The 20,441-nt window shown below is 42.8% G+C and carries 19 protein-coding genes; 10 read left to right on the top strand and 9 right to left on the bottom strand.

Translation table 11 applies throughout. From position 1 onward, the window contains the following. Nucleotides 1-47: 47 nt before the first annotated feature. Both ppnP and typA read right to left on the bottom strand, forming a co-directional pair. Entirely contained in the window at nucleotides 48-365 is a 318-nt protein-coding gene (ppnP, locus tag IEW93_RS00580) for a pyrimidine/purine nucleoside phosphorylase (RefSeq protein ID WP_188735807.1), read from the bottom strand. 304 nt (nucleotides 366-669) lie between these two features. After that, a complete protein-coding gene (gene typA, locus IEW93_RS00575; protein ID WP_188735805.1) occupies nucleotides 670-2,481 on the bottom strand; it encodes a translational GTPase TypA in 1,812 nt (603 codons plus the stop codon). Nucleotides 2,482-3,056: 575 nt separating this feature from the next. Between typA and glnA the strand changes: the two genes are divergently transcribed. The 4 genes from glnA (at nucleotide 3,057) to IEW93_RS00555 (ending at nucleotide 7,925) form a co-directional block, all read left to right on the top strand. After that, nucleotides 3,057-4,466 (top strand): glutamate--ammonia ligase, encoded by a 1,410-nt coding sequence (gene glnA, locus IEW93_RS00570; RefSeq protein WP_188735804.1) that lies wholly within the window; start codon nucleotides 3,057-3,059, stop codon nucleotides 4,464-4,466. A 346-nt stretch (nucleotides 4,467-4,812) separates the two neighbouring features. Next, a complete protein-coding gene (locus tag IEW93_RS00565) occupies nucleotides 4,813-6,396 on the top strand; it encodes a diguanylate cyclase domain-containing protein (protein WP_188735802.1) in 1,584 nt (527 codons plus the stop codon). A 32-nt stretch (nucleotides 6,397-6,428) separates the two neighbouring features. After that, a complete protein-coding gene (locus IEW93_RS22290; protein WP_188735800.1) occupies nucleotides 6,429-6,959 on the top strand; it encodes a type II secretion system protein in 531 nt (176 codons plus the stop codon). A 495-nt stretch (nucleotides 6,960-7,454) separates the two neighbouring features. Then, nucleotides 7,455-7,925 (top strand): Lrp/AsnC family transcriptional regulator, encoded by a 471-nt coding sequence (locus tag IEW93_RS00555; RefSeq protein ID WP_188735797.1) that lies wholly within the window; start codon nucleotides 7,455-7,457, stop codon nucleotides 7,923-7,925. Nucleotides 7,926-8,000: 75 nt separating this feature from the next. On the opposite strand, the gene IEW93_RS00550 is transcribed toward IEW93_RS00555, so the two are convergent. Both IEW93_RS00550 and IEW93_RS00545 read right to left on the bottom strand, forming a co-directional pair. After that, nucleotides 8,001-8,648 (bottom strand): DUF2959 domain-containing protein, encoded by a 648-nt coding sequence (locus IEW93_RS00550; RefSeq protein ID WP_188735795.1) that lies wholly within the window; start codon nucleotides 8,646-8,648, stop codon nucleotides 8,001-8,003. Nucleotides 8,649-8,711: 63 nt separating this feature from the next. Further along, nucleotides 8,712-8,936, bottom strand: a complete 225-nt coding sequence (locus IEW93_RS00545) for a hypothetical protein (protein ID WP_188735793.1) — start codon at nucleotides 8,934-8,936, stop codon at nucleotides 8,712-8,714. Nucleotides 8,937-9,041: 105 nt separating this feature from the next. Between IEW93_RS00545 and IEW93_RS00540 the strand changes: the two genes are divergently transcribed. From IEW93_RS00540 to IEW93_RS00515, 6 genes are all read left to right on the top strand, one after another. After that, entirely contained in the window at nucleotides 9,042-10,043 is a 1,002-nt protein-coding gene (locus tag IEW93_RS00540; RefSeq protein WP_223418897.1) for a virulence factor BrkB family protein, read from the top strand. A gap of 23 nt (nucleotides 10,044-10,066) precedes the next feature. Continuing rightward, the gene (gene dtd / locus IEW93_RS00535; protein ID WP_188735791.1) at nucleotides 10,067-10,504 is read left to right on the top strand and encodes a D-aminoacyl-tRNA deacylase; all 438 of its coding nucleotides are present in this window, start codon (nucleotides 10,067-10,069) and stop codon (nucleotides 10,502-10,504) included. 86 nt (nucleotides 10,505-10,590) lie between these two features. After that, nucleotides 10,591-11,073, top strand: a complete 483-nt coding sequence (locus tag IEW93_RS00530; protein WP_223418896.1) for a thioesterase domain-containing protein — start codon at nucleotides 10,591-10,593, stop codon at nucleotides 11,071-11,073. 135 nt (nucleotides 11,074-11,208) lie between these two features. After that, nucleotides 11,209-11,802, top strand: a complete 594-nt coding sequence (locus IEW93_RS00525) for an FMN-dependent NADH-azoreductase (protein ID WP_188735789.1) — start codon at nucleotides 11,209-11,211, stop codon at nucleotides 11,800-11,802. A 1,936-nt stretch (nucleotides 11,803-13,738) separates the two neighbouring features. Beyond that, nucleotides 13,739-14,350 carry an SCO family protein gene (locus IEW93_RS00520; protein WP_188735786.1) on the top strand — a complete coding sequence of 204 codons (612 nt, stop codon included), beginning with the start codon at nucleotides 13,739-13,741 and terminating at the stop codon, nucleotides 14,348-14,350. An 8-nt stretch (nucleotides 14,351-14,358) separates the two neighbouring features. Then, nucleotides 14,359-15,861 carry a methyl-accepting chemotaxis protein gene (locus IEW93_RS00515; RefSeq protein ID WP_188735785.1) on the top strand — a complete coding sequence of 501 codons (1,503 nt, stop codon included), beginning with the start codon at nucleotides 14,359-14,361 and terminating at the stop codon, nucleotides 15,859-15,861. 62 nt (nucleotides 15,862-15,923) lie between these two features. Here the strand turns inward: IEW93_RS00515 and IEW93_RS00510 are convergent, their stop codons facing one another. The 5 genes from IEW93_RS00510 to IEW93_RS00490 are packed head-to-tail and all read right to left on the bottom strand — an operon-like array spanning nucleotide 15,924 to nucleotide 20,413. After that, entirely contained in the window at nucleotides 15,924-16,691 is a 768-nt protein-coding gene (locus IEW93_RS00510) for a hypothetical protein (RefSeq protein WP_223418894.1), read from the bottom strand. A 24-nt stretch (nucleotides 16,692-16,715) separates the two neighbouring features. Continuing rightward, entirely contained in the window at nucleotides 16,716-17,942 is a 1,227-nt protein-coding gene (locus tag IEW93_RS00505) for a beta-ketoacyl-ACP synthase (RefSeq protein ID WP_188735783.1), read from the bottom strand. Beyond that, nucleotides 17,939-18,664, bottom strand: coding sequence for a 3-ketoacyl-ACP reductase FabG2 (locus tag IEW93_RS00500; RefSeq protein WP_188735781.1), 726 nt, complete (start codon nucleotides 18,662-18,664; stop codon nucleotides 17,939-17,941). The genes IEW93_RS00505 and IEW93_RS00500 overlap by 4 nt, the downstream gene beginning before the upstream one ends. Nucleotides 18,665-18,702: 38 nt before the next feature. Further along, entirely contained in the window at nucleotides 18,703-19,206 is a 504-nt protein-coding gene (locus IEW93_RS00495) for a hotdog family protein (protein ID WP_188735779.1), read from the bottom strand. A 4-nt stretch (nucleotides 19,207-19,210) separates the two neighbouring features. Next, the gene (locus IEW93_RS00490; RefSeq protein WP_188735777.1) at nucleotides 19,211-20,413 is read right to left on the bottom strand and encodes a beta-ketoacyl-[acyl-carrier-protein] synthase family protein; all 1,203 of its coding nucleotides are present in this window, start codon (nucleotides 20,411-20,413) and stop codon (nucleotides 19,211-19,213) included. Nucleotides 20,414-20,441: the final 28 nt, after the last annotated feature.

Raw genomic sequence — 20,441 nt, 5'->3', positions numbered from 1 at the left:
CCTAACGGCCAAGGCGCAGCCGTTTGTGTCTTGCGGTTAATGCGCTGTTACGCTTTGATGTAATGGCAGCAGTATTCTGATATTTGACTTGTACGAATCGAAAAGCTCACATTTGGTGCAAGTTCAAATTGAGTGCCGGCGGCATAGGTTGACCATTCAGTTGCACCAGGTAATAACACATCAAATTCACCTGAAGTTACTTGCATGATTTCGCCTTCTGCAGTTGAAAACTCATATTCGCCAGGAAGTACAACCCCCAGAGTTTGTTTACTGCCATCGGCAAACAACACGCTCCTACTGGTGACCTTGCCATTAAAATATACGTTGGCTTGTTTTGCCACGCTTACATGTTGCAACATACTCATATCGACTCCCAATTAATGTAATTATACTAAACCAATCAGCACAAGGATGTGACTATTCTTACGGGTTAACGTCGCTTATTACGTCGTTAGAAATGTTGAAGGTAGAACAGCTCGCTCGCTGCAATTTTTATCTTATTCTAAACGATTTTTCCTAAGCAACCTCTGAGCACTTATTTATCCTGATTGTTATTATTTAGAGTATTACAGATATTTTATTAAACTTCCTAGTTAAATGTTTTCATGTTCTTGCAGGCATAAAAAAGCCCAGATAATTATCTGGGCTAGATATTTTTACTGAACAGAATTAACCACGGTTGTGGCGCTTACGCTCGTTTTCAGTTAAGAATTTCTTACGAACACGGATGCTCTTAGGCGTCACTTCAACTAATTCGTCATCATCGATGAACTCAAGTGCTTGCTCAAGTGTCATATTGATTGGCGGGGTCAGTACTTGAGCTTCGTCGGTACCAGATGCACGCATGTTGGTTAACTGTTTGCCTTTTAGACAGTTAACAGTTAAATCGTTTGAACGTGCATGAATACCAATTACTTGGCCTTCATAAACTTCAACAGCGTGACCAATAAACAAACGACCACGGTCTTGTAAACCGTATAGGGCGAATGTTAGTGCTTTACCTGTCGCGTTTGAAATCAATACACCGTTAGCACGTTGACCAATGTCACCGCCTTTATGTGGTGCATAGTGATCAAATGAGTGATAAATCAAACCAGTACCAGATGTTGCAGTTAAGAACTCAGTTTGGAAACCAATTAAACCACGGCTTGGGATTACGAAGTCAATACGTACACGACCTTTACCGTCAAGCTGCATGTCTTTCATTTCAGCTTTACGTGTGCCTAACTTTTCAATCACGGTACCTTGATGTTCTTCTTCAACGTCAACGGTTACGGTTTCAAATGGCTCACATAGTTCACCATCAATTGTCTTAAGAATAACTTCTGGGCGTGATACTGCTAACTCGTAGCCTTCACGACGCATGTTTTCAATTAAGATTGATAAGTGTAATTCACCACGGCCAGATACGCGGAAACGATCTGGGCTGTCAGTTTCTTCAACACGTAGTGCCACGTTGTGCACTAACTCTTGCTGTAAACGTTCAAGGATATTACGTGAAGTCACGTATTTACCTTCTTTACCAGCAAATGGTGAAGTGTTTACTTGGAACGTCATGGTTAATGTTGGCTCATCAACAGACAAAGGTGGTAATGCTTCTACGTCTGTAACAGCGCAAACAGTGTCAGAAATTTTAAGCTCGCCTAAACCAGTAATGGCCACGATGTCACCGGCGTTTGCGATTTCAACTTCAGTACGCTCTAGGCCCATGTAACCTAATACTTGGCCCATTTTACCGTTGCGTTTTTTACCGTCAGCACCAATTACAGTCACTTGCTGACCAGTTTTAACGCTACCGCGCTTGATACGACCAACACCGATTACACCCACATAAGAGTTGTAATCTAGCTGTGAAATTTGCATCTGGAATGCACCTTCCGCGTCAGCGTCAGGGAAAGCAACTTTCTCAACGATAGTTTGGAAAAGCGGAGTCATGTCAGTGCTAGTATCTTCTGGGTCTAAAGTAGCAAAACCATTTAATGCAGAAGCATACACAATTGGGAAATCTAACTGTTCGTCAGTAGCACCTAAGTTGTCGAATAAATCGAATACTTGGTCAATAACCCAATCTGGACGAGCGCCTGGACGGTCAATTTTGTTGATTACAACAATCGGCTTTAAGCCTTGCGCGAACGCTTTTTTGGTTACGAAGCGAGTTTGTGGCATTGGGCCATCAACAGCGTCAACCAATAATAAAACAGAATCTACCATAGATAGAACACGTTCTACTTCACCACCGAAGTCGGCGTGACCTGGGGTGTCTACGATGTTAATACGGTAGTCATTCCACTTGATGGCAGTGTTCTTTGCCAGAATGGTGATCCCACGTTCTTTTTCAAGATCGTTAGAATCCATAACCCGCTCAGTAGCTTCTCCACGAGATGCAAGGGTTCCTGACTGCGCCAACAACTTGTCTACCAGGGTAGTTTTACCATGGTCAACGTGGGCAATAATGGCGATGTTACGTAAATTCTCTAGCACGGATAAACCTCTAAACCATCAATAAAAAAGGGGGGCTTTATAGTGAAACATAATTATAGACACTATAAAAAAGCGTGCCATTCTACTTCAGAGCGGCTTTTGTAGATAGGATTATTTTTGAACACATGGCAATTTTTGTGTGCTTGTGGCCAAAAATCATCTGAAAACCATTATTTTAATAGAAAGTATTACGCTTTTTGTTCTTTTGAACGGCAGATAAATGCATCAGTTTAAATGCTGATACTGATGTTTATCGCGTTAATGCTTTGATAACGTAACAGGCTTGTCATGCAGAAATGTGACACTGGTAATAATGTTATCTATTTGCTTACGCACCACAATGGACTTTTGCACCATATTGAAACATAGTGGTGCACTGCACTGGTGCAAAATGAGTTTTGCTACTGGCTGCAATATTTTCAAAATGCATAAAATCAATTAGTTAGCTAATTGGCATGATTATCGCTAAGTTGTTGGTCATCGGATGAATGCAAATTCGTTTTCCAGATACGATTTCTGGCGAATATACAAAATTATTTTAAGGGATAACCCTTTACCCTACCGGAGGCTTGAGAATGTCAGTTGAATCAGTTTTAAAGCAACTTGAAGAGTTAGAAGTTAAGTTTGTTGACTTACGTTTTACCGATACCAAAGGTAAAGAGCAGCATGTGTCTATCCCATCTCATCAAGTAAATGAAGATTTTTTTGAAGACGGCAAAATGTTTGACGGTTCTTCAATTGCTGGTTGGAAAGGCATCAACGAATCAGACATGGTATTAATGCCTGATCCAACGACTTTCGTTTTAGATCCATTTACCGAAGAAACCACAGCGCTAATCCGTTGTGATATTTTAGAGCCTGGCACAATGACAGGTTATGACCGTGACCCACGCTCAATCGCTAAAAAAGCAGAAGAGTATTTAAAGTCTACCGGTATTGCCGACACAGTATTGATTGGTCCAGAACCAGAATTCTTTATATTTGACGACGTCCGTTTTGGTACTGACATGTCAGGTACTTTCGTTAAAATCGATGCCAAAGAAGCAGCATGGAACTCAGCTAAAAGCTATGAAGAAGGCAACACTGGCCACCGTCCAATGGTGAAAGGGGGTTATTTCCCAGTTGCTCCAGTTGATTCTTCACAAGACTTGCGTTCTGCAATGTGTTTAGTGTTAGAAGAAATGGGCCAAGTTGTTGAAGCGCATCACCATGAAGTGGCTACAGCTGGTCAAAATGAAATCGCAACACGCTTTAACACCTTGACTAAGAAAGCGGACGAAATCCAAATTCTTAAGTATGTTGTGCACAACATGGCGCATGCTTATGGCAAAACAGCGACATTTATGCCAAAACCAATCGTTGGTGACAACGGTAGCGGTATGCACGTTCACCAATCTTTAGCAAAAGACGGCGTTAACTTATTTGCTGGTGATAAATATGCTGGTTTAAGTGAAACTGCACTTTACTACATTGGTGGTATTATCAAGCACGCTCGTGCATTGAACGCATTCACTAACCCAAGCACTAACTCTTACAAGCGTCTAGTGCCACACTTTGAAGCGCCAGTAATGTTAGCTTACTCTGCGCGTAACCGCAGTGCTTCAATTCGTATTCCTGTGGTACCAAGCCCTAAAGGCCGTCGTATCGAAACGCGTTTCCCTGATCCACATGCAAACCCATACTTAGGTTTTGCTGCATTGTTAATGGCTGGTCTTGACGGTATTCAAAACAAGATCCACCCAGGTGAAGCAATGGATAAAGACTTGTATGACTTACCTGCTGAAGAAGCGGCTGAGATCCCACAAGTTGCAACGTCATTAGAAAACGCACTTGAAAACTTAAAAGCTGACCACGACTTTTTACTTAAAGGTGGTGTGTTCAGTAAAGACTTTATTGATTCTTATATCACTCTTAAGTCTGCAGAAGCTGAGCGTGTATCACGTACAACTCACCCATTAGAGTTTGAAATGTACTACAGCCTATAATGAGTTTGTCTTTTTAGACGACGAAGTATAGCTAGATCAAAACCCCCGATAAGTTATTATCGGGGGTTTTTGTTTTATACCCAAAAGATATGTGTTTCAGAGTTTCACCGTGTTTATGCTGCGGCTTTTGTTGAATTAGCTGATTTTGAAAAGGGAATAACCATTATCCGTAATCAATGCCTTGCCTAAACGCGTGTAAATTCTTGCTGAAATTGAGCATTTTCAGGTTGATTGGGTATACAGTGTGTTGCAAATGTAAATGGATGTGTCTAAGGTGTTGTCTTTGTCTTTTTTATGCTTGGCATTAGCGTAATTTAATTAAGTTGATTGGGTATGTGAGAATTAAATGAAATTATCATTTCGGTATCTATTGTTAATTGCCATGAGTTTAGTTTCATTAATCCCCATTTGTATTTTAGCGTTATGGAGCAGCCATAACGCACTTGACAATGAATACCGCACGGTTCATGACAAGCATCTACTTTTAGCTAAAAATCTATCTCAGGCATTAGACCGATATAGTGTTGATGCTTTATCCATTTTTACTCATGCAACTGACTCCGTGGTACAACAAGATATTTCCCCTCATTTAGTTTCACTGCTTCAGGATATTGATGTTGAGTCTATCGGTGAGTATGACGCTCAAGGTCAGCTGGTTAATGTGTTATTTGGTCCTGAAAGTCTTCAGCCCGTTTCACTCACAAAAGGTGTGAACGTATTTGACCTTGCACAAAGATCTCAAGCAACATTTACCGATGTGCAAAATCTGGGTGGCGAAACGCCTACTTTGTATATGGTCCGCAAAGACCAACAACAACGTGTTTGGCTAGCAGTAATGAACCCAGAATTTATTGATTTATTACAGTCTGCGGTTAAGTTTGGCAAAGAAGGTCACGCCGCAATTGTTGACCGCAAAGGCAATGTGTTGGCTCATCCTAACAAACAGTGGCAAGCCGACAGTAAAAACCTAGCTAAAGTCAATATTGTGCAACAGATGATGGCAGGTAATACCGGTGTAATGGAGTTTTATTCACCAGCAGTACAACAAGATATGATAGCGGCATACACTGTGGTGCCAACAACAGGGTGGGGGGTGATGATCCCGCAACCATTAGTTGAGTTGTATGTGCGAGCCGAATCTCAAATTAACACGATTTTGTGGATAGCCGTTTGGTCTTTTGTTGCCTGCCTTTTACTCAGTTGGTGGATGACGGGGTTAATTACTCGGCCCATTGCCGCGCTCACCACGCAAGTGTGCGACCTAGCAGAACAGCAAACACAGTTAAGCCCTTTACCTAAGCAGCGCATTGAGACAAATGAGTTTGTGACCTTGTTTGACAGTTTTCATCAGATGTCTTTGCAAGTGATTAATAGTCAAAAAGATCTGGCTAAAAGGGTAAAAGATAAAACGGCGGATTTAGCCAAAGCACAAGCGGCTGCATTGCATTTAGCCAATCATGATCAAGTTACCGGTTTAGCTAATCGTATGTCGATTAGACATACCATTAAACAACTGATTAATGCCAAAAAACCTTTTTCTTTGTTATTTATTGACCTAGACGGTTTTAAAAAGATTAATGACACTTATGGCCACGGTGTAGGTGATAGCTTATTAACCAGTATTGGTCAGCAGGTGACAGTATATTTAGAGCGTGACGATATCTTGGCGCGTTATGGTGGTGATGAGTTTGTATTAGTTTTACAAAATGATAAGCAATGCGATAAAGTTAATCAGAAGGCGAATAGGGTGCTAGAGGCCATTAAACAGCCCTATGACATTGGTTCACATCAATTACAGGTGAGCGCTTGCATTGGTGTTGTTCAATATGATGGTACAGATACCGATATCGATAGCTTGATCCATCGAGCAGATGTTGCCATGTACCAAGCTAAGAATGCGGGTAAAGATCAAGTGATGCATGCGAGTTAACTGACTAAAGCGTATGCCGATAAAGGAATAAAATGAAGAATCGACTTGTTAGCCTACCTAATGCTCAACACGCTAAGCAACATGGCTTTACCTTAATTGAGTTAGTGGTTGTGATTATTATTTTGGGCGTATTAGCCGCAGTTGCAGCACCTAAATTTATTAGTTTAAAAAGTGATGCGTATGCCAGCTCAATGCAAGGTGTTGCCGCAGCCATTAGTAGTGGTAAAACCATGGTGTATTCCGCCTGTGTGATAAGCACCAGTTGCGATGAAACTGCGCCAGCAGGAGGTGGTAATGGCTCTGGAAATAGTATTACTGTTGAGGGTGAGGTTGTTATTTTAGCTTATGGGTACCCGCGTCATACTGCAACGGGTATTGCTAGAATGATAAACATTACCGATGGTGTGGATTTTGAAATAACCACTTATAACTCTTCTGGCCGTACTGGTTTGCGTATTCGCCCAGACGCAGACTACGACGCAAACAAGTGTGAAATACGCTACTCACAGCCTTTAGCCGCTGGCGAGGAGCCACTAATCGAAGTGTATATAGATGAATGCTAGGGTCTGTTGATCTTTCAAGATTGTTTTTGCAGCGAATTGTTGGCTATTACTCATATACAAGTGCGCGGCAGAGACTTTGAAGTGTAGTTATTTTACATAAAAAGTCGATAGCGCAGTAAAAATGGCCAACAAACGCTGCCCGAAGGGTTCGGCTAAAAACGTTTTACTCTTTGTTGAATGGATTTTGCTTAGATGACTAGGCATCAATCCATTCGTCTCGATTAAAACGTTTTTAACTCGAACAAAATTCAAACAGCAAAGATCAACAGACCCCAGTTAATCCCTTAAGCTAATACGAATGCCATGAAGATTGTTTCATGGCATTTTTGTTTATAGCAATCATATTTATTGAGAGTTTAGGGGATTGATGACTTTCTCATGTCATTTTTGATGGTTTTCTTGAAATATTTGATTCTAAGTTAAATTAGTAGAGGATTTCACTCAAAAATATGATATTTTCACTGAAAATCACTCAGCAAAAAAACGGCCAATGTCATGGATAAGAAAGACCTAAAGCTATTAGAAATATTACAGCGTAATGGCCGCATGGCAGTGTCTGAATTAGCCGACAAGGTTAATATGTCTGACACACCTTGTTTACGCCGTGTAAAAAAGCTAGAGCTTGATAAAGTGATTTTAGGCTATGGTGCCCAAGTTGATCCCGCTAAAGTGGGGTTAAGCGTGGTGGTATATGCGTCGGTGCGTTTGAGTGAGCACTCTGATGAGTCTACCGCTTTATTTGAAAATACCGTGGCGCAACTGCCTGCCGTGATGGAATGCTCTGTGGTAACGGGCTCGCATGATTATTTGTTAAAAATCGTCGCTCAAGATCTCGTGACTTACGAGCAGTTCATTAAAAGATCGTTAGGTAACTTAAAATACGTGTCTAATATTGAAACCACAGTAGTATTAAAACAAATCTTTAGTCATAACGTGTTACCCGTGGACGCTTCACCAATAGAATAATTCGCTGCATGGGTATTGGCTATGCTCCGCGAGTTTACATAGCCAATACTTACCTCGATGATTCAGTTAAGACGACTAGCCTTGTTCCATAGACGCAATAAACTTGTTTGACTCTTCAATCGATTTGTTCATTTCATTAATCAAGCTCGAAATGTCAGACTGTAAATTAGCAAACTCACCTTTTATGGCGCCAATCGCTTGAGCATTTAGATTATGCTTTAGGTAAAGCATGTTATCTTTCATGGCGGTTAAAATGGGTGGCATTTTAGCTTCTGCGCGGCGCATGCTTTTGACTAACGATGCGTAAGCTCGTTTGGTTTCGTTAAGTTTATTTGTGCTATTACGGCGTAAGCTGGCTTTGCTGATTTCAGTGATTTCATCTTGCCACTCTGCAAATAATGCATCGGCAACATCTTCTACTTTATCAATACGGCTGGTGACTTCATCTGCTGCAGCTTGGGCTGACTCATATTCGTCTTTGGCTTTGTTGTAAGCATCTTCTAAATCGCCGCCATCAAATGCGAGCAGTGCTTGCATTTCTTCTAGAGCTGAACTGAATTGCTCTTGGGCTTCTTGTTGTGACTCTTTGGCGTTTTGAACTCGGTCTACCATAATGTCGCGTTTGTGATAACCGACTTTTTCCATGGCACCGTAATAGGCGCTTTGACAACCGCTCAACAGTAAACTGCTACTTAATAGTGCCAGTGATATCCATTTTTTCATCAATGTGTCTCTTTTTATTGTTTGAGGCGACAGCAATCTATGTGAGATTAGCCATCTGATTAGTTAACTGCCTGATTTAAATCGTGCAGCGTCGATAATGCTCCATAAATGGAACAAGCCACCAATAATGGCCGGGATAATTAAAAAATAGAGTGCATAGCAGGTGACAGTAATACAGAAAAACAGCAACGCCGCTAAAATACGCCCTTGTAAAAGTTGACCAAGGCCAGGAAAAAATAAATTTGCTACAGCTGCGAGGACATTACCCGCCGATCCTTGTTGAGACATCAATTCGCTCCATTCTTTTCGCGCTAATATGTTATAACATTGTACGAAGTTAGTGGCTTAATACAAATGTTATCTCCACTAACGGACTATGAAATAAGGAATATTATGCCCAAGAAGTTTGATTTCAGACCCTTTATCAATTTTTTTTATGGTATTGGCCAGTTTTTACTGCACCTTAAGCAGCGCCTCACCGAAGACCAAATTAACATTCGCGCGGGCCACTTAGCCTATGTAACGTTATTGTCGTTAGTGCCCATGGTGGCCGTAACCATGTCTATGTTATCGGCCTTTCCGGTGTTTAAAGGCATTAGGGGTAAAATTGAAGGGTTTATTTATAACAACTTCATACCGGCTGCGGGTGACACGGTGCAAGTGTATATTAATGAGTTTGTTGCTAATGCCTCTAAAGGTACTTTTGTGGGTATTGTGGCATTAGTGTTTGTGGCGATAATGCTGATATCGGCAATCGACAAAGCGCTCAATAATATTTGGCGAATTACTGAAAAACGCTCGTATGTAGTGTCTTTTTCAATGTATTGGATGGTGCTCACTCTTGGCCCAGTATTGATTGGTGCAAGCTTAGTGGCGACGTCGTATGTGGTGTCGTTAGAGGTGGTTACAGGCAGTGAATTGTCTGGCCTTGTGCCCTGGATTGTTGAGCGTATACCGCTGATGTTTTCAGTGGCCTCTATATTGCTGTTATACATGGTAGTACCCAACAAAAAAGTTCGTTTTTTACATGCGCTACTCGGTGCAATTGTCGCTGCGGTATTGTTTGAAGCAGGTAAAAAGGGCTTTGCGTTTTATGTGACGCAATTTCCTAGTTATGAAGCCATTTATGGTGCGCTAGCGGTTATCCCGATTTTATTTGTGTGGGTGTATTTATCGTGGATGATTGTGTTGCTAGGGGCTGAAATTACCGCTGCATTGCCAGAATATTTAGAAGAGTTGGCAGTGATTGCTGAAGAGATGAAAGCCGAGATATTCACCGAAGGTGAAGCATTAAGCAAAGAAAAACAGGCTTCAAAGATGAATGTGCATGATCCTGTGGCACCATCGCAGTCACATGCCAAATCAGCAAGTGATTCATCAATCGAAAAGTCTTAATCGTTTAATATTAGTAGGTTGTTATGATTGCATTAATTCAACGCGTCAAGCGTGCATCTGTTACGGTTGATGACGAAGTGGTCGGCAAAATTGATCAAGGTTTACTGGTGTTATTAGGTGTCGAGCGTGAAGACAATGCCGATAAATTAGCTAAACTTGCTACCAAAGTAATGAACTACCGCGTGTTTAGTGATGATAATGGCAAAATGAACCTCAATTTGTCGCAAGTGGGTGGTAAGTTATTAGTTGTGTCGCAATTTACCTTAGCAGCAGATACTGCAAAAGGCTTAAGACCGAGTTTTTCGTGTGCAGCAACACCTGAACAAGCTAAGCAATTGTATCTTGATTTTGTTGCATTTTGTCGCCAGCAAGGGGTTGAAACTGAAACCGGCCAGTTTGGTGCTGATATGCAGGTCGAGCTGATTAACGATGGCCCTGTGACCTTTAATTTACAGGTTTAGTTTTGTTTGCAAAGTGTTCATGCTGGCCGTTATTTGGCCATAAAAAATCGATTCAATAAGTTAAGTAAAGGCAAAAAGGGGCGGTAATGTCACAAGACAATGTAATGCCAATCGGTGGTGGCTTTAGTGAACTGTTATCTCAATTGCAAAACACTTGGCATAGCACGATTCCGTTAAGTGAGTTTATGCAGGTGAAACCGCTCAGTTTCAGTGGCACCGAGTTACAGGTTACTGCACCTTTGGCTCCTAATATTAACCTGCATAACACCATGTTTGCCGGCAGTATTTATACGCTAATGACTTTAACGGGTTGGGGAATGATGTGGTTACAGCAACAACGTTTAACACTGCAAGGTGACATCGTTATTGCTGACGCGAGCGTAAAATATATTAAGCCAATTACTGGCGAACCGATTGCGAAAGTCATTTGGCCAAATACAGATATATCAGGGTTAGCTAAAGGACTACGTGCACAAGTGATGCTCGATATTGGCTTGTATTGTAACGATCAACTTTGTGCGGCATTTACAGGCCATTATGTTTCTATTCCTAAAACGCCATCAAACTAAATTGTTCTATAAAATCGAATGTAATCGCTAAATTATTCCGCTATTTTTCTTTTTTATCGTCAAATATACTGGTGTCATTGGTCGAACATGTAGAGACCTCACAGAATATACGTAACCAGACAGGTGGAATGACTGATGAAAAAAGTACTAATGTTAAAATCGAGCATTTTAGGCGAATACTCACAATCCTCAACACTGGTTGATTATGCTCAACATCAATGGAACGAACTCGGTGCTGAAATAACTGTTCGTGATTTAGGCTCTAATCCTGTACCAATGCTCGATGGTGAAATAGCATCAGGTTTGCGTGGTGGCGACAATTTATCTGAGCGTCAACAAGCTGCTCTGGCATTGTCGAATGAATTAATCGCTGAAATTAACGCTAATGACATCATTGTGATTGCCGCACCTATGTATAACTTTGGTATTCCGACCACATTAAAAAGCTGGATTGATTTGATTGCTCGTGCTGGTGTGACATTTACATACACAGACACAGGACCTGTTGGATTGATTGAAGGTAAACGTGCCATTATTGTGACCACGCGTGGTGGAGCTCACAAAGGTGGCTCTACAGATCATGTCGTGCCATATTTAACGACCGTGCTTGGTTTTATTGGCATTACTCAGGTGGAAACTGTGTATGCAGAAGCGTTGAATATGGGCCCTGAGGCAGCGCAATCAGGCATTACCCTAGCTAAGCAAGCAATTGATGCCATTAAGCTATAAATAGACAGTTTTTACGAATAAAAAACGCTTAAATCGAAAGGTTTAGGCGTTTTTTATTTAACCAGAACTCTGGATGTTTAACCAGAATTCGAGTTATATCAATGAGCACAAAAATGTGCTCAATCTTACTGGTTCACATCGCTTATAACGTCGTTAGAATTGTTGAAGGTAGAACAACGAGCTCGCTGCAATTTCCTGCCTTATTATAAAGGACTATTCCAACGCAATTTCTGATCACTTATTTAATCAAATTATTATGTGGCATAAAGCTATCAACTACCAACTACCAACTATCAGCTATCAACGACCAACGGATTATCGAGTAGCCTGCCATATTGGCATAGGCAACTGTTGAAAACAGGATGTTTTCGTCAAGCCCCCATGGATGGGTTTACGGCGTGTTGCATAGGACGATGTGGTGGGCGGGATAACCCATAACCCAGCAGACAACTTAATCCCCCATCTTAATGCTTTACGCCTTTTGACCATGTTTAACGCAACAATAGCATCGACATGCTAAGTGGCATAAAGCTACCAACTACCAACTACCAACTACCAACTACCAACTACCAACTACCAACTACCAACTATCAACGACCAACGACCTATCGGGTAGCCTGCCACATTGGCATAGGCAACTGTTGAAAACAGGATGTTTTCGTCAAGCCTCCAAGGATGGGTTTACGGCGTGTTGCATAGGACGATGTGGTGGGCGGGATAACCCATAATCCAGCAGACAACTAATCCCCCCATCTTAATGCTTTACGCCTTTTGACCATGTTTAACGCAACAATAGCATCGACATGATATGTGGCATGACGTTACCAACGGATTATCGGGTAGCCTGCCATATTGGCATAGGCAACTGTTGAAAACAGGATGTTTTCGTCAAGCCTCCAGGGATGGGTTTACGGCGTGTTGCATAGGACGATGTGGTGGGCGGGATAACCCATAATCCAGCAGACAACTAATCCCCCATCTTAATGTTTTACGCCTTTTGACCATGTTTAACGCAACAATAGCATCGACATGCTAAGTGGCATAAAGCTACCAACTACCAACTACCAACTATCAACGACCAACGACCTATCGGGTAGCCTGCCACATTGGCATAGGCAACTGTTGAAAACAGGATGTTTTCGTCAAGCCTCCAAGGATGGGTTTACGGCGTGTTGCATAGGACGATGTGGTGGGCGGGATAACCCATAAACCAGCAGGCAACTTAATCCCCCATCTTAATGCTTTACGCCTTTTGACCATGTTTAACGCAACAATAGCATCGACATGATATGTGGCATGACGTTACCAACGGATTATCGGGTAGCCTGCCATATTGGCATAGGCAACTGTTGAAAACAGGATGTTTTCGTCAAGCCCCCAGGGATGGGTTTACGGCGTGTTGCATAGGACGATGTGGTGGGCGGGATAACCCATAATCCAGCAGACAACTAATCCCCCATCTTAATGTTTTACGCCTTTTGACCGTGTTTAACGCAACAATAGCATCGACATGCTAAGTGGCATAAAGCTACCAACTACCAACTACCAACTATCAACGACCAACTACCAACTACCAACGATCTATCGGGTAGCCTGCCATATTGGCATAGGCAAATGTTGAAAACAGGATGTTTTCGTCAAGCCCCCAAGGATGGGTTTACGGCGTGTTGCATAAAACGATGTGGTGGGCGAGCTTGCAAATAACCAAACAAAGTTTAGTAACTAATTAATTGTTTTTTATGGTTTTTGTGTTATTTTTTTAAGTTGGTTGTTATTTTTCAATCTGAAAACTGATCAACGCTATTCTACCTTGCGTATTTACGCTATCTTTAAGCGTTTTATTTGTTTGTATAATGAGCAAATATTGCAATCGCATCATAGTGGCTATAATTATGTTGGTAATCATATTGCGATACGGCACAGAAGGCTGTGATTTATGCAGTTAAAAAAAGTGGTTATTGCATTGGTTTTGATTTGTATTTGCTTAGGGTTGATACCTATACTGATGGTGTTAAGCCAATGGTATCAAGCTGATAAAGCTTACGGCATTAATATAAACGACAACCAAAACCTGCGCTTTACTTGGCAGGATGTTGAAAAACAATCGCATCAATTTCCTGCGTCCGCGGGTAAATATACATACTTATTCTTAGGATTTTTATCGTGCTCTGAAATATGCCCGATACGAGTCCAGCAACTGATTCAATTGGAGCAACATTTACAGCAGGATGCTTTGTTAACGAAAGCTGAGGTGCAATTTATGTTTGTGACGATTGACCCTAATAACGACACTCCCGCCGTGCGTAAAAGCTTAATCGATAATCGATCGTCTCGCTTTATGAGTGCGTCATTATCAGATGAAGAGTTACAGCAACTCGATAGGCGATTGTCTGAAAATATCAATCATGAACTCAGCAGTATTAACCATGTCGGTAAACTGTTTTTAGTGTCCCCGGATGGACAAATAGTAAGGGTATATACCGCCGAGCAGCTTTCAACCCCCAAAATGATGCTTGAGCTTAAACACATTATTTCATCTGAACTTTAGGCCTATTTATGAATGATAATCAAACAATAACACTATTAAAAAAACATGATTCATATATATATAAAATCTTAATGTTACAAGCACCTCTGCTGTTTATCAGTGGTTTTTTGGGTGCAAACATGCTCACGTTTAGCACCATTGCTGCCATCGCTATTATAGTGTTGGTGCAGCTAGCTTATAGCTTACTGAAAGGGACTGAATTATTTGCCATCGTAGCGGCGGTCATTATGATGACGGTTTCAGGTCTATTGATCCAAAGCCAAATGGGCATGATTGAAATGCACTTTCATATTTTTGCCTCTATGGGTGTGTTTTTAATCTATTTGCGCTGGCAACCCTTGTTGGCAGCATTGCTCACAGTGGCTCTACACCATATTGTGTTAACGTACATACAGTTGCAAGGTGTCAGCTTATTTGATACTCAAGTCATGATTTTTTCCGGTGAATGCAATTGGATGATCATGTTTGTCCATGCGCTGTTTGCAGCGGCTGAGACCTTTATTTTGATCCGTATCTGTCTTTTTATGCGAACAGATGCCGTTGCCAATCAGCGTATTGCTGGTGCTATTGAGACTATTTCAGCTAACAAAGATTTATCGGTGCGCCTTGCTCAAGCTGATACACCCGCTGAAATGTCGTTTAACCTTATGCTTGAAGAGTTGTCTCAGCTGTTTGACGATTACCGTGATATAGCGGTTAACATGGCCAATACGTCTGACAAGTTAATGGGGCTAAGTGATAAGACACAGCATGCTGTGCAGCAACAAACGCATCAAGCTCAAGTGATTGCAGATGCAACCCAAGTAGTGATCGACCATTTTCAGCAAATGGCTCATGACAGCCAGTTGTCTGCCGAGCAAGCAAAAGATGCAGCAAGCTCAAGCGTAAGCGATCGTCAAAGTGCGTTGAGTATTATGAAAGACATGCAGCTGCTTGAAACCAATACCACCGCGGTGACTGAGTCGTTAACCGAACTGACCAAAGATGTCGGTGCAATCACGTCATTGCTACAAGCTATACGCAGTATTTCAGAGCAAACCAATTTACTGGCACTTAATGCTGCCATTGAAGCGGCTAGAGCGGGAGAAAGTGGTCGCGGTTTTGCGGTAGTGGCCGATGAGGTCAGAGCGCTTGCGCAGCGAACTAGTCATTCAACAGATGAAATTGAGAAGGTGCTAAGTAGATTAAATACTAGCATGTTAAAAACGGTCGACTCGATGGATCAAGGTAAAAAGCGAACGGCAGAAAACGTGCAGCATACTAATAATATTGCTAAGGGTTTAGAGCAGCGCTCCGCACAAATTGGCCAAGTATCTACCTTAAGTAATAACGTTGCAAATAGTACACAAGAGCAAGCTAATAAGCTGAATCAAATTGGTGCTGAAATTTTAGATAACGCCAAAGCGGTAGTGGTACTGTCTGAGCAAGTGCAAAAACTTGCAGTCGGTGCCGTTGAAATGAAACGTATTACTGAAGAATATCAAGCTAAAGCCGCAGCTTATAAAGTGTAGGTAAAACAGATGTCAGCGATTGCTCACATCTGTTTTTATTGATACATAATTGGAGGTCACATTTAAAAATAGGTTTTTAAGTACTTTTTGGCGTAGCTGCGCAGCTTTTTATTGGCGGCGTTATTAGCTATATCTTCAATGACCGGTTTAAACTTATCGTTACCTGAGCTGGCCAGAGCTTTGGCTAGCCAGGCATAGGTATCAATGGCTAAGCGGCTGTCGTCAAGCAGACGAGGTTGAGTTAGCTGTTCGCTTAACTGAGTTAATATCACCTCGCTATATTCACGTTCATACATGATCCGCTTAGCAGCGATTCGAATTAATACTAAGTCATTACTGGCTAAGGCATTGCTATATGCATTTAACCGTGGCGATAAATCAGCGTGAGTTTGCACATGCAAAATGGGATTCCAGATAGCGTATTGGCTAATATTACTAATACCCTCGTTAGCATATTTACGTAATTTTTTATGATAATCCCCCTCGACGATTTGCGTTAACGTCGAGCGATATTTCTCATTGCCAGAATAGCCTAAACCTTTAGCAAGCCAAGATGAATGATCGATAGCTTGTTTGTTCGTGTTGGCTAAACTCTGTTTAAGCGATGCTTCTATCGCATCATATACTGCTATATCTTGCGGCCCTGAAATAATTAAGGTCTCAATGGCCTGTATTTGTTGAGCATGGCTGTCACTTTGAAAAATCGCCAAGTATTGCTGCTCTTGGACAAGGGGTTCTTGCGCACTGACTAATGAAGTGAATAATGAATTCAATAATCCTACGGCTATCAGAAATCCATTGATTGCCATGCTTGTTACATTTTTGGTCATGCTACGTCCTTTTAGAATAGTTTCTTAGTTCCAGCGTTTAAAAATCAGTGAGGTATTGATGCCACCAAAGGCAAAGTTATTACTCATAATAAATTGCGTCTCAAGCTGGCGAATATCGCCTTTAATGTAATCAAGCTCGCCACATTCTGGGTCGACTTCATCAAGGTTTAAAGTAGGTGCAAACCAGCCTTCATTCATCATTTGGATACTGGTCCATGCTTCGAGTGAGCCGCAGGCGCCAAGCGTGTGTCCGGTATAACTTTTGAGTGATGAAATCGGCGTACTGGCACCAAATACCGCGTGGGTGGCTGTGGTTTCAGCAATGTCGCCACGATCAGTCGCTGTGCCATGGGCGCTAATGTAGCCAATATCTTGCGGCGTGAGTTTTGCGTCTTTTAAGGCTAAACGAATGGCCACTTCCATGGTGCTGGCATTGGGCTGGGTAACGTGCTGGCCATCTGAGTTGGTGCCAAAGCCAACAAGCTCCGCATAGATTGTAGCTCCGCGCGCTTGAGCGTGTTCTAGCTCTTCGAGTATTAACGTACAGGCTCCTTCACCAATAACCAAACCATCGCGCTGCTTGTCAAATGGGCGTGGGGTTTGCTCGGGAGTATCATTTTGAGTGCTGGTGGCAAATAAGGTGTCAAATACCACGGCTTCTGTGGGGCATAACTCTTCACCGCCGCCGGCTAACATTATGGTTTGCATGCCATATTTTATGGCTTCGTAGGCATAACCTATACCTTGGCTGGCAGAGGTGCAGGCGCTACTTGTTGTATGGATACGGCCTTGTAAGCCAAAAAATACCCCGATATTTACCGCGGTAGTGTGGGCCATCATTCTGATATAGCTGGTGGCAGTAAGCCCTGACATTTCGCCGGTTTTGAGCATGTCACCAAAGCCCATAATTGGGTCGGTGCTGCCGGTTGATGAGCCATAGGCTACGCCGACCTGACCTGAGCTTAATATTGGGTCGTTCAATAAGCCTGCATCCTCTAATGCCAGCTCACTAGCGCGGGTTGCCATGAGCGACACCCGGCCCATTGAGCGAATTTTTTTACGCGAGTAATGCGAGGGGACTTCAAAATCTTGCACGGGTGCGGCCAGGCGAGTATTTAAGTCTGGGTAGCGATCCCATTCGTCGATGCGGATTACACAATTTTGCTTGGCCAATAAGCTTGCTTTAATCTGTGGCCAGTCTTGACCCAGAGCAGAAATCCCGCCCATGCCCGTGACAACAACGCGCTTCATATCATACCTCCATTGACCGAAATAACCTGGCGAGTGATGTAAGCGGCATCGTCAGACAGTAAAAAGTTAGCTAGGCCGGCAATTTCATTGGGTTTGCCCATGCGTTTCATCGGCACCATTTGGTTAACTAAATCGGTTGGGAAATCGCTCACCATGTCGGTTTCGATTAAACCTGGCGCAATGCAATTGACGGTGATTTTGCGTTTAGCGAGCTCAAGCGACAATGCTTTAGTTGCACCAATAATGCCTGCTTTAGAAGCACTGTAATTGACTTGGCCACGATTGCCGGCAATGCCCGAAACCGATGCGAGAGTAATAATGCGTCCACCTTTACGTGCTTGCACCATTGGCATAACGGTTGGGTGAATCACATTATAAAAACCGTCTAAATTGGTGTGGATAACACTGTCCCATTCGTTTTCTGTCATCGCGGGGAAGGCCGTGTCGCGATTGATGCCCGCATTTAAAATCACCCCGTAATAAGCACCATGCTCAGCAATATCAGTTTCAATGGCCTGTTTTACTGCAGCGCGATCGCCAATATCAAACTGCAATAAACTCACATTAACGCCAAGGTGGGTAAGTGTTTGCTTTACCTCTTCAGCGGCGCTGTGATTACTGTGAAAATGCAGCGCAATGTTAAAGCCGTTTTCGGCCAATTTAATCGCAATGGCCTTGCCAATCCCTCGGCTTGAGCCGGTAATTAATACTCTTTTAGTCACAAGTCTCTCCATGATGTTGTTGAGCTAGGCTGTTTTAGTTATTTTGAGGCACTATGCTCGAGTTGATTATCGTTGATATAAGCTTGGGTATCTTGAGGTTGAAACACATTGACGTTTGCCGACGCAACAACCTGGTCTTGATGATAAATATGGCAGTCGAACACGGCTAAGCCAGAGGGTTCTTGATAAAGCCTACTTACCTTTGTGTGATAGGTTTGCCCGAGTTCAAAATGGTCAATATGCATTTGTAATTTGCGACTGCCCAGTAAAAAGCCAACGCGTACCTTGTCACCCACTAACTTAGCTTCAACCCCCGCTAGCGCGGCAATGCTTTGTGCCATGTATTCAATGCCCACGTAATTAGGCACGCCATTGATAATGCTGTCAAAGTAAGCGCTTGATTGACTAATGTGGATAGCCGTAAGTAGGGTGTCCGGTTGGTGCTCTAGAAGATTATCTATCAAAATCATTGGCGCACGATGCGGTACAAACTCACTGATATCGAGAGCTAATAAGCTGGGTTCTGCAATTAGGCTCGTCATGGTGTTAGGCATCCTTCTTACAAAAAATAATGCTGGCATTGCTGCCACCAAAAGCAAATGAGTTACTCATAATGTAGCTGAGTGTATTGCCTGGCTGTGAAGCGTTGGCGCTTACCAAGGGAATACTTGGATCGTTTTGGTCTGCGTGACCATCCCATATATGCGGCGGTAACAGTGCAAGCTGATTGTGTTGGCTAAGTAACAAGTAACAAAATGCCGCTTCAATGGCGCCTGCTGCACCTAAGGTGTGGCCTGTTAATGGTTTAGTTGAGCTACACGCTGGCAGTGTTTGGCCAAATACTGCCGTGATGGCGCGCGATTCCATTGCATCGTTTTTGGGGGTGGCGGTGCCGTGCAAATTTACATAGTCAATTTGTGAAGGCTGGATGTTGGCCGCAGTTAATGCCGCGTGCATGGCAGCTATCGCACCTAAGCCTTCAGGGTGCGGCGCTGAAATATGATGTGCGTCAGCAGACTCACCTACACCAGCCAGCATCACCTCACTTTGGCCACGCTCCAGGGTAAATAAGGCGGCTCCTTCACCAATATTAATGCCGTCGCGATGTAGACTAAATGGATTGCAATGCCCTTTAGCTACAGATTCGAGTGAGTTAAAGCCATTTACGGTTAATTGGCACAAACTGTCTACTCCCCCCACGATAACCATGTCACACAGGTTTGCTTGTAATAATCGTTGTGCGCTGGCAAACACTTTGGCACTTGATGAACATGCGGTCGATACTGTGTAGCAAGGGCCACTGATCTCAAATAACTGCTTGAGGTAGTCACTCGTGCTGCCCAACTCTTGTTGTGAGTAATGGTAACTCGGTGGAAAGTGGCCGTGTTCGAGTTGGTATGCTAATGCGGCTTCACCTTTGGAAATCCCCGATGTGCTGGTGCCTAAAACTACGCCAATTCTACCAGCGCCATAACACGCTTTAGCCTCGCTCACTGCCTGTGCGATTTGCATTGCTGCAGTATGGAGTAAGCGGTTATTTCGACAAGCAAACAGCTGCAAGTGCTCTGGAATATCAATCAGGCTGTCATCGTTTACACTACCGACAATGGTTGGGCCACTAAACAACAGGTCATCACGGTATTGCATGGGGCTGTTGTCGCCATTTACTAAGCGCTGCAGCACGGTTTCAGGCGTGTTGCCTATTGGGGTACAAAGTCCGATATGGGAAATGGCGATTCGGTTATTCATATTCTGTACTCAGTCTTTGTCATTGGTT

It is taken from the genome of Shewanella inventionis (genome assembly GCF_014641855.1).
GTDB classification, from domain to species: domain Bacteria; phylum Pseudomonadota; class Gammaproteobacteria; order Enterobacterales; family Shewanellaceae; genus Shewanella; species Shewanella inventionis.
The sequence above is the reverse complement of the archived record's forward strand: the minus strand, read 5'-3'. Positions and strand labels throughout refer to the sequence as shown.

Bases quoted from the DNA above. Each gene is read 5' to 3' on its own strand.
- IEW93_RS00545 (WP_188735793.1), bottom strand. From the start codon at position 8,936: ATGTCTCAACAAGGATCGGCGGGTAATGTCCTCGCAGCTGTAGCAAAT.
- IEW93_RS00515 (WP_188735785.1), top strand. From the start codon at position 14,359: ATGAATGATAATCAAACAATAACACTATTAAAAAAACATGATTCATAT.
- IEW93_RS00550 (WP_188735795.1), bottom strand. From the start codon at position 8,648: ATGAAAAAATGGATATCACTGGCACTATTAAGTAGCAGTTTACTGTTG.
- IEW93_RS00505 (WP_188735783.1), bottom strand. From the start codon at position 17,942: ATGAAGCGCGTTGTTGTCACGGGCATGGGCGGGATTTCTGCTCTGGGT.
- IEW93_RS00555 (WP_188735797.1), top strand. From the start codon at position 7,455: ATGGATAAGAAAGACCTAAAGCTATTAGAAATATTACAGCGTAATGGC.
- IEW93_RS00495 (WP_188735779.1), bottom strand. From the start codon at position 19,206: ATGACGAGCCTAATTGCAGAACCCAGCTTATTAGCTCTCGATATCAGT.
- IEW93_RS00520 (WP_188735786.1), top strand. From the start codon at position 13,739: ATGCAGTTAAAAAAAGTGGTTATTGCATTGGTTTTGATTTGTATTTGC.
- glnA (WP_188735804.1), top strand. From the start codon at position 3,057: ATGTCAGTTGAATCAGTTTTAAAGCAACTTGAAGAGTTAGAAGTTAAG.
- IEW93_RS00510 (WP_223418894.1), bottom strand. From the start codon at position 16,691: ATGACCAAAAATGTAACAAGCATGGCAATCAATGGATTTCTGATAGCC.
- IEW93_RS00540 (WP_223418897.1), top strand. From the start codon at position 9,042: ATGCCCAAGAAGTTTGATTTCAGACCCTTTATCAATTTTTTTTATGGT.
- IEW93_RS00525 (WP_188735789.1), top strand. From the start codon at position 11,209: ATGAAAAAAGTACTAATGTTAAAATCGAGCATTTTAGGCGAATACTCA.
- IEW93_RS22290 (WP_188735800.1), top strand. From the start codon at position 6,429: ATGAAGAATCGACTTGTTAGCCTACCTAATGCTCAACACGCTAAGCAA.
- ppnP (WP_188735807.1), bottom strand. From the start codon at position 365: ATGAGTATGTTGCAACATGTAAGCGTGGCAAAACAAGCCAACGTATAT.
- IEW93_RS00565 (WP_188735802.1), top strand. From the start codon at position 4,813: ATGAAATTATCATTTCGGTATCTATTGTTAATTGCCATGAGTTTAGTT.
- IEW93_RS00530 (WP_223418896.1), top strand. From the start codon at position 10,591: ATGTCACAAGACAATGTAATGCCAATCGGTGGTGGCTTTAGTGAACTG.
- IEW93_RS00490 (WP_188735777.1), bottom strand. From the start codon at position 20,413: ATGAATAACCGAATCGCCATTTCCCATATCGGACTTTGTACCCCAATA.
- dtd (WP_188735791.1), top strand. From the start codon at position 10,067: ATGATTGCATTAATTCAACGCGTCAAGCGTGCATCTGTTACGGTTGAT.